The following is a 15758-nucleotide window of genomic DNA, read 5'->3' as shown; positions in this document are numbered from 1 at the left end:
TATTACAAAAATCAGTAGTTTTTACGGTTGTTTTTTGCATTATCTTTCATAAATTCGTTTAAAATTTAGACAATTATGAGTTTTGGAATTGAAGCAGCGGGCTATTATGTGCCTGGTTTATATTTGGAGATTAAGGATTTAGCAGAAAAAAGAGGAATAGAACCAGCGAAATTGGAAAAAGGGTTAGGTCTTCATAAAATGGGACTTTCTGATGTTCATGAAGACGCGGCAACTTTTGCAGCAGAAGCATTACTGAAGCTTATAAAAGATTACGATATCAATCCTAAGGAAATAGCAAGAGTATATCTGGGAACAGAAAGTGCTGTGGATGCAGCAAAACCTACGGCTTCCTATGCGGTACAGATGGTGGAAAAGGTGTTGGAAGAGGAATTGGGAGCAAGATGTTTCAAAAACTGTGACGTTCTGGATATGACCTTTGCTTGTGTAGGAGGGGTAGATGCCTTGCATAATGCACTGGATTTTGTAAGAGTGAATCCTGATAAAAAAGCAGTAGTGATTGCCAGTGATTACGCCAAATATGAATTGGCCTCTTCAGGAGAATATACACAAGGAGGTGGAGCAGTGGCCCTGTTGGTTTCATCAAAGCCGGACCTTCTTGAAATTGAAAATAACTGGGGAGTAGCTTCTGAAAGTGTCTTTGATTTTTTCAAACCGAGAAGATTATATAATAAAGAGGACTTGAATGGTGCGCCGGAAACATACCCTGAAAAAATTGAAATTTTTACGGACGAACCTGTTTTTGATGGACAGTATTCCAATCAGTGCTATCAGGATCGAATAAAAGAAGCCTACAGCCATTATAAAGAAGTTACAGGACAGAAAAAACCTTATGAAAACTGGGAATACATTATTTTTCACCTTCCCTATGCTTTTCATGGAAAAAGAGTTTTTACTGAGATCTACAGCCAAGAGAATGGTCTTTCTTATGAAACTGCGGATGAACAGAAAGCCGTTGCAAAATCTGAAAATTATCTGAAATTAATCAATGATAAAATAGAAAAGACACAGAGAGCCTCTTCTGAAATAGGAAATATGTATACAGCTTCCATCTTTATGGCATTTCTTTCCGCATTACAAACATCTTTTAATGAAAATGAAGAGCTTTCAGGAAAGGAAATTGGTTTTGTAGGCTATGGAAGTGGTTCAAAGTCAAAGGTTTTTGCAGGTAAGGTTTCTGACAACTGGAGAAAAGTAGCAGAAAAATGGAACTTATTCGAAAATCTGGACCAAAGAACCGCTGTTGATTTTGAAACCTATGAAAAACTTCACAGAAAACAACTGAAAGAATCGGTAAACAGAACGTATAAAGGTTTCGGGCTTGTTTCTATTGAAACTGAAAATCCTGTTTTGATCGGAGCCAGATATTATAGCTTTCAGAAGTAAAATAATCCTGAATTGAATATAAAAGCACCCCATATTTTGGGGTGTTTTACTTTTTTATCAAGGTAAAAATAGAGTGAATTTTCATCATTTTTTAAGTTGAATTATTTTTAAGTTTAATGCTGAAAAGGTTAAAAAAATACAGAGAATAACTGTGAAAATATTGGGGACTTCAACCGAATTCTGAATATAGTATATTAATAGTTTTTTAATTTTTATCTCAGCGAGACTATGTTAAAACAGGGGTTCTCTGCCTGTAAGAGTGTATTTTTTATATAAAATTTAAGAAAATAAGGTGTTTTTTTCTCCATTTTGCCTCAAATTAAGAATGAGTTTATTTTATTTTTTTCGCGTATATCGATTATTTAGGTTTATTTTTTTAACTATTTGTTTTCAATGAATGAAAATTGATTTTAATTTTTAAATTTATTAAAATTCCGTTAATATTAAAATTGACTTATTTTTTGTTAATTTTTTAAATATAATTAAAATGATTCTCTATCATTTTTTAAGTATGGGTGTGAATCTGCCCGTTCCAGAAGCCTGTTTTCAGCGTTTAATGAATTGATGTTACAGATATTTATTGACATATTTGTCACTTGAATATATTAAAATCTGTTAATATGAATGTGAAATTAAGCGTTTTGACAGTCGGTGTTTTGTTTTTTACAGGACAGACTGTATTAGCTCAGGAAAAGGACTCTAAGAACAGTAAGGACAAGGAGACAAAACTTGAGGAAGTTGTTGTTTTAGGATATAGCAAGACTGCTACTAAAGCTAAAACAACTTCATCTTCAGTAACAGTTGGTGCTGAAACCTTAGAAAACAGACCTAATATCTCGGTACTGAACTCGATTCAGGGTACAGCTCCCGGGATTGTAGTGAATTCAGCATCTGGATCTCCAGGTTCTGGAAAATTCAATATTTTGATCAGAGGTACAAGTTCCCTTAATGGTTCTACAGATCCTCTATACGTTGTGGATGGGGTAATTACTTCCGGTTCTCAGTTCAGAAACCTGAACTCGTATGACATTGATACGTTCAGTATCCTGAAAGATGCTCAGGCAACTGCGATCTATGGTAACAGAGCTGCGAATGGGGTTGTTGTAATTACTACTAAAGGAGGAAAATTTAATTCTGGACTGAAGGTGTCTTACGATGCATTAACTTCTTTCAGTAAATTACCTACTTCTGACTATAACATGGCAGACGGTAGACAACTTTTACAGCTTCAAAAGAATTTACAAACGGGATTAGGGAATACTTTATCTCAAGATCAGATCAATAACTGGGGAACCAATACTGACTGGAACAAACAATTTACCCGTGTTGGTATTTCTCAACAACACAACCTGTCAATTACAGGAGGTGGAGAAAACATCAATAACTTTTTCTCTTTAGGATATCTTGATAGCGAAGGTACTGTAAGATCTACAGACTTCAAGAGATTTACGATGAGAAACAACCTTAATGGTAAGACGAAAGACGGGAAACTGACTTTCGGTGCGATCATGGGGTTAGGATATTCCAGAAGAAATCAGCTGGATGATGAAACAAACACAGGTATTGCTAACAATACCCTTCAGAATCCTTTATTCGGAGGAGTACTTTCAAGACCATATATCGCCCCTTCTCCATATGCAAACGGACAGGAGCTTTACAATGCTGTAGGAGCAGATGCTGCTAACAACAGACAATGGATTCTTCAGGATAACATCAATGGAGGGATCAGAAACAGATTTACTGAATTAAGTATCTCTGCTAATGCTAACGTAAACTATAAAATTACAGATTATTTAAGCGTTGGAAACAGAACAGGTATTGAGTACAAACAATACGAAAGAAATTTTGCAAGATCACCACTAGGATATCTTTCTATTAGCGTTGCTAAAGGAGATGGATCAAGATATGGAGGATTTGAAGATTTTTCAACAACAAGAGATTTAACATTCAACAGTATTACGAATATTTCATTCAATAAAACTTTTGGAGATCACACGATTAGTGCTGCTGCATACTTGGATTATATCAAAGCTCATGTAACTTCAACGACTCAAAGACAAAACGGTTTGAACCCATTACAGTGGGAATTTGGTGCTGGAACTGGTTATATTCCATTCAACCCGGATACACCAAACATTTACAGACCTTCTAACAGTGCTACAAAAGTAACTGCTGGTACGCTGGCTTATTTTGCAACAGCAGACTACGATTACAAAGATAAATATGGAGTAAGTGGAGTTGTAAGAAGAGATGGTTCTTACCGTTTCCTTCCTACCAACAGATGGGAGACTTTCTGGTCAGTAGCGGCAAGATGGAATGTTGACAAAGAAGAATTCATGGCTGATTCCGGATTCAGATTGCTAAAGTTAAGAGCTTCAATCGGTACTACAGGTAACCAAAACTTAGGAATTGCTGGTGACAATGCTAACCCGTTAGCACTTCTTCCAAATAACTTCCTTGATCTTTATAATGGATTCTCAGGATACCAGAATTTATTAGGATATAACTTTGTTAACTTATCAAACCCTTACTTAGAGTGGGAGCAGGTAAAACAAAGCAACATTGGAGTGGATTTTAACTATAAAGGATTAATTGAAGGTAGTTTTGATTACTATCAGAAAAGAACATCAAGAATGTTCAACGACCTTCAGAGATCATCAGTTACAGGGTACTACTCAATCAGAGGTAACGACGGAATTCTTGATAACAAAGGTATTGAAGGGATGATCAAATATAACGTGATCAGAAACGAAAATACAAGATTATCTGTTTTCGCAAACGCTTCATACAACTCTAACAAGATTGTTTCTATGAACAGCGAAAACCTTGCAGGAGATGTGGTAAATGCTATCGGTGGACCTGCTGGTCAATATCAGCTATATTCATACGTTGGTGTAAATCGTGATAACGGAAACTTACAGTTCCTTGACAAAAACGGAAATATTACTGAAGCTCCAACATCTGCAGACAGAGTATTGACTGGAAAATCAAGATATGCTAAGTTTACAGGAGGTTTCGGATTCAATTTACAACACAAAGGATGGTTCCTTGATACTTTATTCTCTTTCCAACAAGGAGGATGGATCTATGATAACTTACAATCATGGATTATGGACCCAAGCGCAGCTGCAAACAGAAACCTTTCTGCTGATTTATTGAACGCTTGGACTCCTGATAACAGAGATACTGATGTACCTGGATTAAAAGCTAATAACCTAAGCTTAGGTTCTTCAGACAGATTCTTACACAGATCAGACTTTATCAGACTTAAGAATATTTCTATTGGATATAACTTTAGCAAAAGTCAATTAGGTAAACTGCCGGTAAAAGGAATCAAAGTATTTGTTCAGGCAGAGAACCTTTATACTTGGACAGATTGGAAAGGATTCGATCCAGAGCCAATTACTACGTATTCACTAAATGTTTACCCTAACCCAAAAACCGTATCTGTAGGTTTAAATGTTGATTTTTAATAGAGAAGAATTATGAAAAGAATTATAAATACAATATTAGTTGTAGCAACCTTATCATCTGCAGCATTTACGCTGAACAGCTGTCAGGATGCACTTGATATAAAGCAGCCGGGAGAATTACAGGAGCAAGATCTGTATACAAGTGTTGCTAACCTTAATGAAGTTTTAAACGGATCTGTATATGCTCAGTTGGATCCAATTGATGAGATCTACTTCACTGCTGTATTTACAGACGAAGTAAAACCAGGATCTGGTAGTGGAGGACAGGAATATTCTCTACACAGATTTTTCCTTGACCCATCTAGTGCTGTTGTAACAGGAGGAACTGTAAGTACAGCTTCAAGTGATGGGATCTGGATGAATAACTATAAAGTAATCAACAGAGTTAACAGACTTCTTGAAGGGGCAAAGAAAATTACACCTTCTTCTGCAGCAGAACAAAAACAGTACGATGCGATTATTGCTCAGGCAAGAGCGATCAGAGCATATTGCTATGTACAGTTAGAGGCTTATTTCTCTCCTGATATGAAGGATCCTAATGCATTAGGAGTAATCCTTCTGAAAGATGTTCCAGCTACCGATGCACAATTGCCAAGAGCTAAGAATCAGGATGTATATGATTTCATTAATGCTGACTTAGATTACGCAAGAAATATTTTATTATATCCTGGTCAAGCAGGGTATCCTTCTGAAGGAAGATATTTGACAGATAAAACTTTTGTAAATGCTGTTACTGCACGTTTCAATTTATATAGAGGAAATACAACCTTAGCAAAGCAATATGCACAGGAAGTTATAACAAATTCAACTTTATCATTAACTCAGGCATCTCCATCTACTATTAATAATCTTGTTGTTGGATCTAAAGAATGGAATGTACCATTTTATGATGTAGCAAGTTCTTTCAATCCATATAGAAACCTTTGGAATGATTCTTCAAGAGGAGAAATCATCTTCTCTCTAAACAGACTTCCATTAGGAGCTGGAGGATCAATTGGTTCAAGATGGAATACAAACCAGTCAAATATTACTGGTTCTCCAATGTGGTTCTGGGGAAGAAATCTATATAATTTATTCACAGGTACTCCTGGAGATATCAGAAGATATGCTTATGTAGATCCTACAGAAACACCAAAGGCTAACTATGCAAGTGCAACTGCTGGAAATACAAGAACTGATGGATTGGTTATTGACAAATACCCTGGTAAAACAAGTACAGCTACAAGAAATGATGTAAAAGTTTTCAGATTATCAGAAATGTATTTCATTTTGGCTGAAGCTGAAGTGAAAGCAGGAAACCTTACAGCAGCTCATGATTTGATCCAACAAGTAAGAGCGGCAAGAAATTACCAAGGAACGGCTACAACGCCTGCTTATGCATCAGCACAATTCGCTTATGCAGATATCTTGAAAGAACGTAGAATAGAATTAGCACTTGAGGGACACCGTTTCATTGACCTTAAGAGACTTGCTGTATTGGCTAATGTAAGTATGGACAGAAACCCTACGGATGATATTATCGATGTGAAAAATCTTCCAAATGGTGATTACAGATATACATTACCTATTCCAATCAGAGAAATCTCTGCAAACCCTAGTGTTAAGCAGAATGACAATTATTAAGATTTAATTTTAATATATTTATTAAGAAGAGCCTCATTAATGGGGCTCTTTTTTTATAAGTTATCTTGAGTCTTTGGTCAATAAAATTACCTCACAAGCATCCTGTCCTGATAACTTTTCGGAGTTACACCCTCCAATTGCTTAAATACCCTTGTGAAATAGTTCGTATCTGAAAATCCGGTCTGAAAAGCAGTTTCCTTGATGCTGGTCTGGCTGGCTAGCAATTCTTTTGCACGGCTGATTCTTTCCTGCAAAATGAAATCATTGGGGGAAGTTCCCAGTTCATCTTTAAACATTTTAAAGAAATTCGATTTACTTACATAAGCCAGCTTTGCAATACTGTCAATAGACAATTTCTGATGTAGGTTTCTTTTAATATAATCCACCACAAAACCTATTCTGGATTTATTCTTAACAATATTTTTTTCCACCATACTCCTTGCCTGGGTCTGCATCAATCTTATGAGGAGCTCCTTGAGTGCAAAATCTGCCATGATATCCTTTTGTGAATTATCATCCATGGCAATTCTCATAATATTGTTGGTAGCAGAGGCAAGCGCTTTATTATTAAACAGAAAATATTCATCCAGCTGAATATTCCATTGCGAAGTTTCGTCCACTTTAGGAAGATGATAGTTGAGGTAGTTGAGAGAATCCTCTATAAAATCCGGATTAAGACTCAGAGAAATACACTGAGTAGGAGTTTCATCTGCCTCAGGAAAATCAATAACCATGGTTTCTCCCGGAGCTACCAGAATACTTTCCCCCGGATAATAATCAAAATAACTCGTCTTCTTATCCAGTTTCATATGTTTCTTACCCCTCAGCATGGCTGTAAATGCAATGTTTTCAAAATGAAGTTTTACATCAAAAGCAGCCTTGTGGGTCTCATAAATACTGAACTCACAATTGTTTAGATTGAATTTCGTCTGGTTTTCAACAAGACTCAATAGTTGGCTTTCCTTACGTAATTCAGGAGTATTTAATAAAATCTTACTATTGTTATTCATTTCTAAATTTTTTTGAAAAGGGAGTAACTCAAATATAGAAAATTTGAGAGTACGTTGCTGTTAATAAAATACTAAAATTGAACCCCTTGCACTATTTTACACTTTTTTTATAGGATTGTGCTATACTCTTTTGGGGTTCTCAGTGTAATTTGGTGGTATCGAAAAATAAAAACAAGACTAATATGAGCACTATTACAGAACCAATATCAACGACACTTTTACAGCGTCCAGAGTTCAAAAGCAGATATGATAACTATATTGATGGAAAATTCACACCACCCGTTAAAGGACAATATTTCGATGTTGTCTCTCCGGTGGATGGCAAAAACTTTACCCAGGTTGCCCATTCTTCCAAAGAAGATTTGGAACTGGCCGTAGATGCTGCAGAAAAAGCATTTCGTACCTGGAAAAACACCTCGTCTACAGAAAGAAGTATTATCCTGAACAAAATTGCAGACAGGATAGAACAGAACTTAGAATATCTGGCTATAGTAGAAACAATAGATAATGGTAAAGCGGTAAGAGAAACGCTTGCAGCAGACTTACCATTGGCCATTGATCATTTCAGATATTTCGCTTCCGTAATCCGTGCTGACGAAGGATCGCACAACGAGCTGGACAAAGATACCGTATCGCTGATTGTTCATGAACCTCTTGGAGTGATCGCGCAGATCATTCCTTGGAATTTCCCGATACTAATGGCTGTTTGGAAACTGGCTCCGGCATTGGCAGCAGGAAACTGTGTGGTGTTGAAACCGGCAGAAAGCACCCCTGTTTCCATCATGGTTTTGATGGAGCTTATTGGAGACCTTTTACCTGCGGGTGTGATCAATATTGTTAACGGATTTGGAGCAGAGCTTGGAAGAGCCTTAGTGACCAATCCCAAAGTAGCCAAAGCAGCCTTTACAGGTTCTACAGCTACAGGGCGTCTGGTGATGCAGTATGCAACAGAAAATATCATTCCTGTAACCTTGGAATTGGGAGGAAAGTCACCTAACGTTTTCTTCAGCTCTGTGATGGATGCTGATGATGAATTTTTAGATAAAGCAATAGAAGGAGCCGTTCTTTTTGCCCTTAATCAGGGAGAGATCTGTACATGCCCTTCAAGACTGCTGGTTCAGGAAGATATCGCAGATGCCTTTATTGAAAGGGTGATCGAAAGAGTAAAAGCCATCAAAGTAGGAAATCCACTGGATAAAACGGTCATGATGGGAGCACAGGCTTCACAGATTCAGAAAGATAAAATCCTGTCCTATATCCAATTAGGAGTAGAAGAAGGAGCAGAAGTATTGGTAGGAGGAGCGGTAAACCATTTGGGTGAAGACCTGGAAGACGGGTACTATATTCAGCCTACTATTTTCAAAGGAAACAACAGAATGAGAATTTTCCAGGAAGAAATTTTCGGTCCGGTGCTGGCGTTCACAACCTTCAAAGATGAAGAAGAAGCCGTGAAAATTGCTAATGATACCATTTACGGACTTGGAGCTGGAGTTTGGACAAGAGATGCCCACCAGCTGTATAACGTTCCACGCCAGATTGAAGCAGGAAGAGTATGGGTGAACCAATATCACTCTTATCCTGCAGGAGCACCTTTCGGAGGTTACAAACAATCCGGAATAGGACGAGAAAATCATAAAATGATGCTCGACCATTACCGTCAAACCAAAAACATGCTGATTTCTTATAACAAGAATAAGTTAGGTTTCTTTTAATATTATTTAGGACGTGCCCGATTGCCTTGGCTTTTTCCAGGGCAAAACGGTCGGGCTATGCAGGGCTGCACTTCGTTTCGGTGCTCCATTTCATTCCGCACCGGCTCGTTCCTCGCCGCCCTTACTATCCCTCACGCAGGGAAACATATGCCTTTTGATATAAATATTCCTATATAATTATTGACTTTATAAAGGCAATCCCAACCATTTACAGATTATCTGTTCAGATATCGTGATAAAATCTAATAACCCGCAATAACTCAATCTAAAAAATAAAATATGATTCCAAAAACTATGAAAGCGGCAGTAGTCCAAGGCTACGGCCAGCCTCTGAAAATAGAAGAAGTACCCGTAAGAGCCCCCGGAAGATATGAAGTCCTTGTCAAAGTGATAGCATGTGGAGTTTGCCACACAGATTTACATGCTATAGATGGCGACTGGCCTGCAAAACCAAAGATGCCTCTCATCCCTGGACATGAAGGAGTAGGGATTGTAGTAGCCTGCGGACCGGAAGCTTTTGTAAAAGAAGGAGATGCAGTAGGAGTTCCATGGTTGTACAGTGCCTGTGGATGCTGTGATTACTGTATCACAGGATGGGAGACACTTTGTGAAGCACAGAAAAACGGAGGCTATAGTGTAGATGGCGGATTTGCAGAATATGTGATTGCAGACTCAAGATATGTAGGACATTTGAAATCAAATGTGAACTTCCTTGAAATTGCTCCTATATTATGTGCCGGAGTAACTGTTTATAAAGGATTGAAAGAAACGGAAACAAAACCCGGAGAATGGGTTGCCATCTCAGGAATTGGTGGACTGGGACACGTAGCAGTTCAATATGCAAAAGCAATGGGAATGCATGTGGCAGCTATTGATGTTGCAGATGATAAGCTTGAGCTGGCGAAAAAATTGGGAGCAGATCTGGTAGTCAACGCAAAAAATACAGATCCCGGAGAATATCTGCATAAAGAAGTTGGCGGAATGCACGGTGCATTGATTACAGCGGTTTCACCCATCGCATTCAAACAGGGAATAGATGTTTTGAGAAGAAAAGGAACCATTGCACTCAACGGACTCCCTCCCGGATCCTTTGAGCTTCCTATTTTTGAAACAGTTTTAAAAAGAATCACTGTAAGAGGTTCTATTGTAGGAACCCGAAAAGATTTGCAGGAAGCACTGGATTTTGCTAACGAAGGTTTGGTAAAAGCCACCGTAACTTCTGCAAAGCTTGAAGATATTAATGACGTCTTTGATAAAATGAAAAAAGGACAAATTGACGGCAGAATCGTTTTGGATATTGCTGGATCAAATTAATTGATGATGTGTTGCTGATCCCGGTTAGAATGTATTGTACCGGGATCTTTTTATAACGATAAGGTTTGTATCAAGCCAAAACAAAAACAATGGAAGCAAAAATAGCAAGACTCTCTGCAACAGAACAAGCCCTTGAAGTAATTAGGAAGCTTGAAGATCAATACGGACCTCTGATGTTTTATCAGGCAGGAGGGTGCTGTGAAGGTACGCAGCCACAGTGTTTTGAAAAAGGAGGATTTTTCCCAAGAATGAATGATGCCATGATCGGAACAATCAATGGATATGAGTTTTGGATAGACCGTGATCTTTTTGAATACTGGAAATACTCACACTTCACATTGGATGTTACAGATGGTTTTGGTCCCGGAGGCTTCTCTTTGGAAACCCCTTTAGGAAAAACCTTTAAAGTTCACTACAGGCTTTTCACTCCCGATGAATATGAAAACCTGGAACCGGTGAAACGCAGCGAATAGAATTTTCATATTAAAGAGCAAAAATTTAAGGCTTTTGAGCAATATAAATAAGTTCTCTTTCAAATTCATATTTTCCTCGTGAAATAGCCCTTTTTATGATAAAATATTGAGAAACAGCTATTATTGAAGCCACTACCAGGACCATAAGGTTTTGTTGCTCTCCTCCTATATTGACAAAAATTGCCACTAAGCAAAAAAATAGGATGGCAATACAATTGATAATCTGAAATCCGGATGGGCGGACTTCTACCGAGACATATGATGTACCGTTTTCATCTGAAATATGCCCATGAAATACAGGGTTATTCATATTGATATCAAATATTCTTGTCCTTCTTTTGATTGTAAAACTTTCTTCATCAATCATTCCTCTATATTCAAACCGTGTAGGAATTACAGAATCTTTTTCCAGCGATATAAAAGTGGTATTGGTTTCATAAGTGATTTTCCATAGCCTTTGAATCAGGTCAGCTCTGCTGATATTGACTTCCACTTTGCAACTGTCATATAACCCGATATTTTTAAAAAATGAACTCATTTCGTAACAAAAAATAGGTAAAATTATATCAGACCTTCACAAACCGGTTGACAAACATGGCTGCGACTATATCTCCTACGGCATTCAGAACTGTAGCCAAGGGATCTACCAGAGTACCGATGATCATGACAGCCGGAATAGCTTCCTGAGGTAATTTATAAACCGAGATCATCAGCATTTCCCCAATATATCCACCATTAGGAATACCGCCAGCCACAATGCTGACGAAAACAGTAATCCCCAAAGCTAATAGCAGGTTGGCAGGATCAAAGAAATCCTTTCCAATGATTAAAAATGCCACATAGATCTTAATGATAGAAGACATGGAAGATCCATTTTTATGAAGCGTAGTCCCAATAGGAATCACAAGATTAGCAATAGAATTTGGAATTCCGATTTTAGAGGCTGCCTGTAAATTGGCTGGCATAGTAGCAAAACTACTGCAGGTACTGATTGCTGTTAAACTAGGATAGATAGCGTTGGTCCAAAAACTTTTCACTCCTTTTCTTCCATTTGCCATAAAAGCATAAATGGAAAAGAAGACCAAAAAGTAAATAATTCCTGCGATATAATAAAGCCCCAAAGGTTTAGCATAAAATCCGAAAAGCTGTGGTCCTAAAGTGGCTACCTGATACGCAAAATAGGCTCCCAGACCAATGGGAGCGAGTTTCATAACCAGCAAAAGGAGCTCTTTCATTACTTCATACCCCGAAGCAATAAAAGCCCTGAAAGGCTGTCCCGGTTCTCCTGTTTTTCTGGCAGCAAATCCTGTCATAAATGCAAAAACTAAAAGTGCCAGCATATTCCGTCTCGAAAAAAGCTCTGTGAATTCTCCTACGGTAAAGAAGCTTACAATTCTGTTGCCCCAAGTATCATCATTGGCTGCTTCTGCAATCATATCAGAGCTTCCTGAAACACCGGAAACCGGAAACAGATATACAGCACAGATCGTAAAAACGGCTGCGGTAAGAATAAAGAATAAAAAAGTAAGGGCCATCACAAAGATGATCTTCCCAAATTTAGACTGCTGTTCTAAAGAGGCAATGGAGTTGGATACTGCAAAAAATACCAAAGGAACCACACTTACAAAAAGAAGATTAAGAAAAATATCTCCCAGAGGCTTAATGTACTCCACAAAACCTGGAGCAACGATTCCTATGATGCTTCCTATTGTTATTCCCAAAAGTAAAAATATGATCCCGGAGTAGTTTTTCAATACCTCTTTCATGTAGCGCTTTTTATCAAAGATAAGTTTATTTTTAACACTCTGTTATACAATTTTCAGACCTAAATTTCATAAATTTGAGTAAACCTCATTTCTATGGCTTATATAGATTACTATAAAACTTTAGGCGTAGATAAAAGCGCAACACAGGATGATATCAAAAAGGCCTACCGGAAATTGGCCAGAAAACTTCATCCCGATCTTAATCCTGATGACAAGGAAGCAGAAAAGAAATTCAAAGAACTGAACGAAGCCAATGAAGTGCTCAGTAATTCTGAAAACCGGTCTAAGTATGATAAGTACGGTGAGCATTGGAAACATGGTGAAGAATATGAAAAGGCTCAACAGCAGCAACAAAGACAATATCAACAACAAAGCAACAGCAGAGGAAGCTCCGGAGCAGACTTTGGTGAAGGAGAAGATTTTTCAGATTTCTTCCAAAGCATGTTCGGTGGAGCAGAAGGCGGCTTTGGCAGGAACTCAAGAGGAAGAGCTTCCGGAAAATTCAAAGGAAAGGATATACAGGCTGAGCTTAATCTGAACTTAAGAGATGCTGCAAAAACTCATCCGCAGACTTTTGATATCAATGGGAAGAAAGTCAGAATTACGATTCCGGCAGGGGTATATGACGGACAGCAGATCAAATTAAAAGGACACGGCAATCCGGGAGTAAACGGTGGGCCAAGCGGAGATTTATATATTACCTTTAATATTCCTGTAGATCCAGATTTTGAAAGAATTGGAGATGACTTGAAAACTAAAGTAGTGATTGATCTCTTTACTGCTGTTTTAGGCGGAGAAGTGAATGTAAATACACTGGACGGAAGCGTTAATCTTAAAGTAAAACCGGAAACCCAAAGCGGAACCACCGTAAGACTCAAAGGGAAAGGCTTTCCTGTTTATAAAAAAGAGGGACAATATGGAGATCTTTTTGTAACGTATGAAGTGAAACTGCCAACCAATCTTACTGAAAAGCAGAAAGAACTTTTTGAACAACTAAAAAATTCCTAAGCCATGAGTGAAAGAATATCACGGGAAGAACTCGTAAGAATCTATAACATAGAAATCACTTTTTTTGATGAGCTTGTAGACTATGGGCTATTGAATATACAGATTGAAGAGAATGTTCATTATCTGATGTATGAAGACCTGCCTGATCTGGAAAAATTTGCCAACTGGCATTATGATCTTGAAGTCAATCTTCCAGGTCTTGAAGTGATTCATAATATGCTGAAAAAGCTGGATGCACTGAACCGCAGAAACAGGGAACTGATGAACAAACTTTCTGCAATAAGTGATCAATATGAAGATATTTAGTTTAGTTTTGTAGCTTTTTAAAGCAAACTCTATAATTATGAATGAAGAAAAGGTGATTACACTAAAATCGGACAGAAAGATTTTTGAAGATATTTATTTTAGCGGGAATGAGGGCAGTCTGCTTTTTTCACCTACAACGAAAAGTAAAACAATTACCACCATTATAGCTGCAGTGATTGTTTTCATTGTATTTCTTTTAAAAGACAGTCTGAGCAAAGAAAGTGTGGGTGTTTTATATTTTATGAGTTTTATATTTTTACTTTGTGCTGTTTTTCTATCCGTAAGCGTCAATAAAGTGTCAAGATGGAAGAAGCAGGTGAATCATTATTTAAATGGATTGGAAAAGTGTAAAGTATACGACATTAGATTTGATCAGAATTTTTTCACTGTAAATATTGATGGAGAAAAAGAAACCAGCGAATGGAAAGATTTTGAATATTTTGACAGTAATAATGAATTTATTTCTCTTGAAGGAAAATACAATTATATGTTTCCAAGAAAAGCAATGACTGAGAGAGAGTACAGCTTTCTCAAAAATGTATTGAAAGAGCATATCAATAAATAAAAGAAACGGAGTAAATAATTTTACTCCGTTTTTTTTATCTGGAAATTAGCATTTTTACCTTTTAACAGGTATGCCAATTTATTTTCTTTATTAGCCTTCTTTGTTTTCTTCCAGCCAGCCCATTTCCTTCATCCATTCGTCATTGTAGATTTTTCCTACATATCTTGAACCATGGTCGTGAAGTAGAACAACAATTACATCATCTTTTGTGAACTGATCTTTCATTTGAATCAATGAAGCGATTGCACTTCCGGCAGAATATCCACAGAAGATACCTTCTTCTTTAGCCAGTTTTCTAGCATAGATAGCACCGTCTTTATCAGTTACTTTTTCAAAGTGATCAATCACAGACATATCATAATTCTCAGGAATGATATCTTCTCCAATACCTTCTGTAATATAAGTATAAGCGTGGTCGTAATGTAATTCTCCAGTTTCGTGGAATTCTTTCAAAATAGAACCGTAAGTATCAACTCCAATTACTTTGATATCAGCATTTTTTTCTTTGAAGAATGTTCCACATCCTGTAATAGTGCCTCCTGTTCCTGCTCCTGCAACAAAGTGAGTCAGTTTTCCTTCAGTCTGTTCCCAGATCTCAGGTGCTGTAGATTCATAATGAGCAGCTCTGTTGGATAAGTTATCATATTGGTTGACATACCATCCGTTTTCTGTTTCTTTAGCCAGTCTTTTGGAAACTGAATAATAAGAACGCGGGTCAGTAGGTTTTACATCTGTAGGACAAACGATTACCTCAGCACCTACAGCACGAAGGATGTCGCATTTTTCTTTTGATTGCTTAGAATTGGTTACAAAAATACATTTGTAGCCTTTGATGATCGAAGCCAATGCCAGTCCCATTCCTGTATTTCCGGAAGTCCCTTCGATAATGGTTCCTCCAGGTTTTAGTCTGCCGTCTTTTTCGGCATCTTCTATCATTCTAAGAGCCATTCTGTCCTTTACTGAATTTCCAGGATTGAAAGTCTCTACTTTTGCCAATACTAATGCCGGGAAGTCTTCACCTAATACTTTGTTAAGCTTTACCAGCGGTGTGTTACCTATCGTTTCAAGGATATTTTTTGCGTATTTCATAAATGGTTTATATGC

General features: G+C 37.5%; 13 protein-coding genes. 9 read left to right on the top strand and 4 right to left on the bottom strand.

All coding sequences use genetic code 11. The annotated features are described in order from the left end of the window. The first annotated feature begins 75 nt into the window (after positions 1-75). The 3 genes from DBR39_RS14005 (at position 76) to DBR39_RS13995 (ending at position 6500) form a co-directional block, all read left to right on the top strand. Positions 76-1404 (top strand): hydroxymethylglutaryl-CoA synthase family protein, encoded by a 1329-nt coding sequence (locus DBR39_RS14005; RefSeq protein WP_124534086.1) that lies wholly within the window; start codon positions 76-78, stop codon positions 1402-1404. 620 nt (positions 1405-2024) lie between these two features. Beyond that, positions 2025-4877 (top strand): SusC/RagA family TonB-linked outer membrane protein, encoded by a 2853-nt coding sequence (locus DBR39_RS14000; RefSeq protein WP_124534084.1) that lies wholly within the window; start codon positions 2025-2027, stop codon positions 4875-4877. A 12-nt stretch (positions 4878-4889) separates the two neighbouring features. After that, positions 4890-6500, top strand: a complete 1611-nt coding sequence (locus tag DBR39_RS13995; protein WP_124534082.1) for a RagB/SusD family nutrient uptake outer membrane protein — start codon at positions 4890-4892, stop codon at positions 6498-6500. An 86-nt stretch (positions 6501-6586) separates the two neighbouring features. Here the strand turns inward: DBR39_RS13995 and DBR39_RS13990 are convergent, their stop codons facing one another. After that, positions 6587-7510 carry a helix-turn-helix domain-containing protein gene (locus DBR39_RS13990; protein ID WP_109737930.1) on the bottom strand — a complete coding sequence of 308 codons (924 nt, stop codon included), beginning with the start codon at positions 7508-7510 and terminating at the stop codon, positions 6587-6589. Positions 7511-7692: 182 nt separating this feature from the next. Between DBR39_RS13990 and DBR39_RS13985 the strand changes: the two genes are divergently transcribed. The 3 genes from DBR39_RS13985 (at position 7693) to DBR39_RS13975 (ending at position 11009) form a co-directional block, all read left to right on the top strand. Beyond that, positions 7693-9222: an aldehyde dehydrogenase family protein gene (locus tag DBR39_RS13985; RefSeq protein WP_124534080.1), complete on the top strand. Its 1530-nt coding sequence runs from the start codon at positions 7693-7695 to the stop codon at positions 9220-9222. Positions 9223-9501: 279 nt separating this feature from the next. Further along, a complete protein-coding gene (gene adhP, locus DBR39_RS13980; protein ID WP_124534078.1) occupies positions 9502-10536 on the top strand; it encodes an alcohol dehydrogenase AdhP in 1035 nt (344 codons plus the stop codon). A gap of 89 nt (positions 10537-10625) precedes the next feature. Beyond that, the gene (locus tag DBR39_RS13975) at positions 10626-11009 is read left to right on the top strand and encodes a DUF779 domain-containing protein (RefSeq protein ID WP_124534076.1); all 384 of its coding nucleotides are present in this window, start codon (positions 10626-10628) and stop codon (positions 11007-11009) included. 25 nt (positions 11010-11034) lie between these two features. On the opposite strand, the gene DBR39_RS13970 is transcribed toward DBR39_RS13975, so the two are convergent. After that, a complete protein-coding gene (locus DBR39_RS13970) occupies positions 11035-11547 on the bottom strand; it encodes a hypothetical protein (RefSeq protein WP_124534074.1) in 513 nt (170 codons plus the stop codon). 28 nt (positions 11548-11575) lie between these two features. After that, positions 11576-12775 (bottom strand): dicarboxylate/amino acid:cation symporter, encoded by a 1200-nt coding sequence (locus DBR39_RS13965; RefSeq protein ID WP_124534072.1) that lies wholly within the window; start codon positions 12773-12775, stop codon positions 11576-11578. 93 nt (positions 12776-12868) lie between these two features. On the opposite strand from DBR39_RS13965, the gene DBR39_RS13960 reads away from it, so the two are divergent. Genes DBR39_RS13960 through DBR39_RS13950 form a run of 3 tightly spaced genes read left to right on the top strand, consistent with a single transcriptional unit; the run spans position 12869 to position 14654 of the window. Continuing rightward, the gene (locus tag DBR39_RS13960; protein ID WP_124534070.1) at positions 12869-13783 is read left to right on the top strand and encodes a DnaJ C-terminal domain-containing protein; all 915 of its coding nucleotides are present in this window, start codon (positions 12869-12871) and stop codon (positions 13781-13783) included. A gap of 3 nt (positions 13784-13786) precedes the next feature. Beyond that, a complete protein-coding gene (locus tag DBR39_RS13955; protein WP_103233294.1) occupies positions 13787-14089 on the top strand; it encodes a chaperone modulator CbpM in 303 nt (100 codons plus the stop codon). A gap of 37 nt (positions 14090-14126) precedes the next feature. Continuing rightward, a complete protein-coding gene (locus DBR39_RS13950) occupies positions 14127-14654 on the top strand; it encodes a hypothetical protein (protein WP_124534068.1) in 528 nt (175 codons plus the stop codon). Positions 14655-14744: 90 nt separating this feature from the next. Here the strand turns inward: DBR39_RS13950 and DBR39_RS13945 are convergent, their stop codons facing one another. Continuing rightward, a complete protein-coding gene (locus tag DBR39_RS13945; protein ID WP_124534066.1) occupies positions 14745-15743 on the bottom strand; it encodes a PLP-dependent cysteine synthase family protein in 999 nt (332 codons plus the stop codon). Positions 15744-15758 lie beyond the last annotated feature (15 nt).

The organism is Chryseobacterium sp. KBW03, assembly GCF_003852415.1.
GTDB classification, from domain to species: Bacteria; Bacteroidota; Bacteroidia; order Flavobacteriales; family Weeksellaceae; genus Chryseobacterium; species Chryseobacterium viscerum.
The sequence above is the reverse complement of the archived record's forward strand: the minus strand, read 5'-3'. Positions and strand labels throughout refer to the sequence as shown.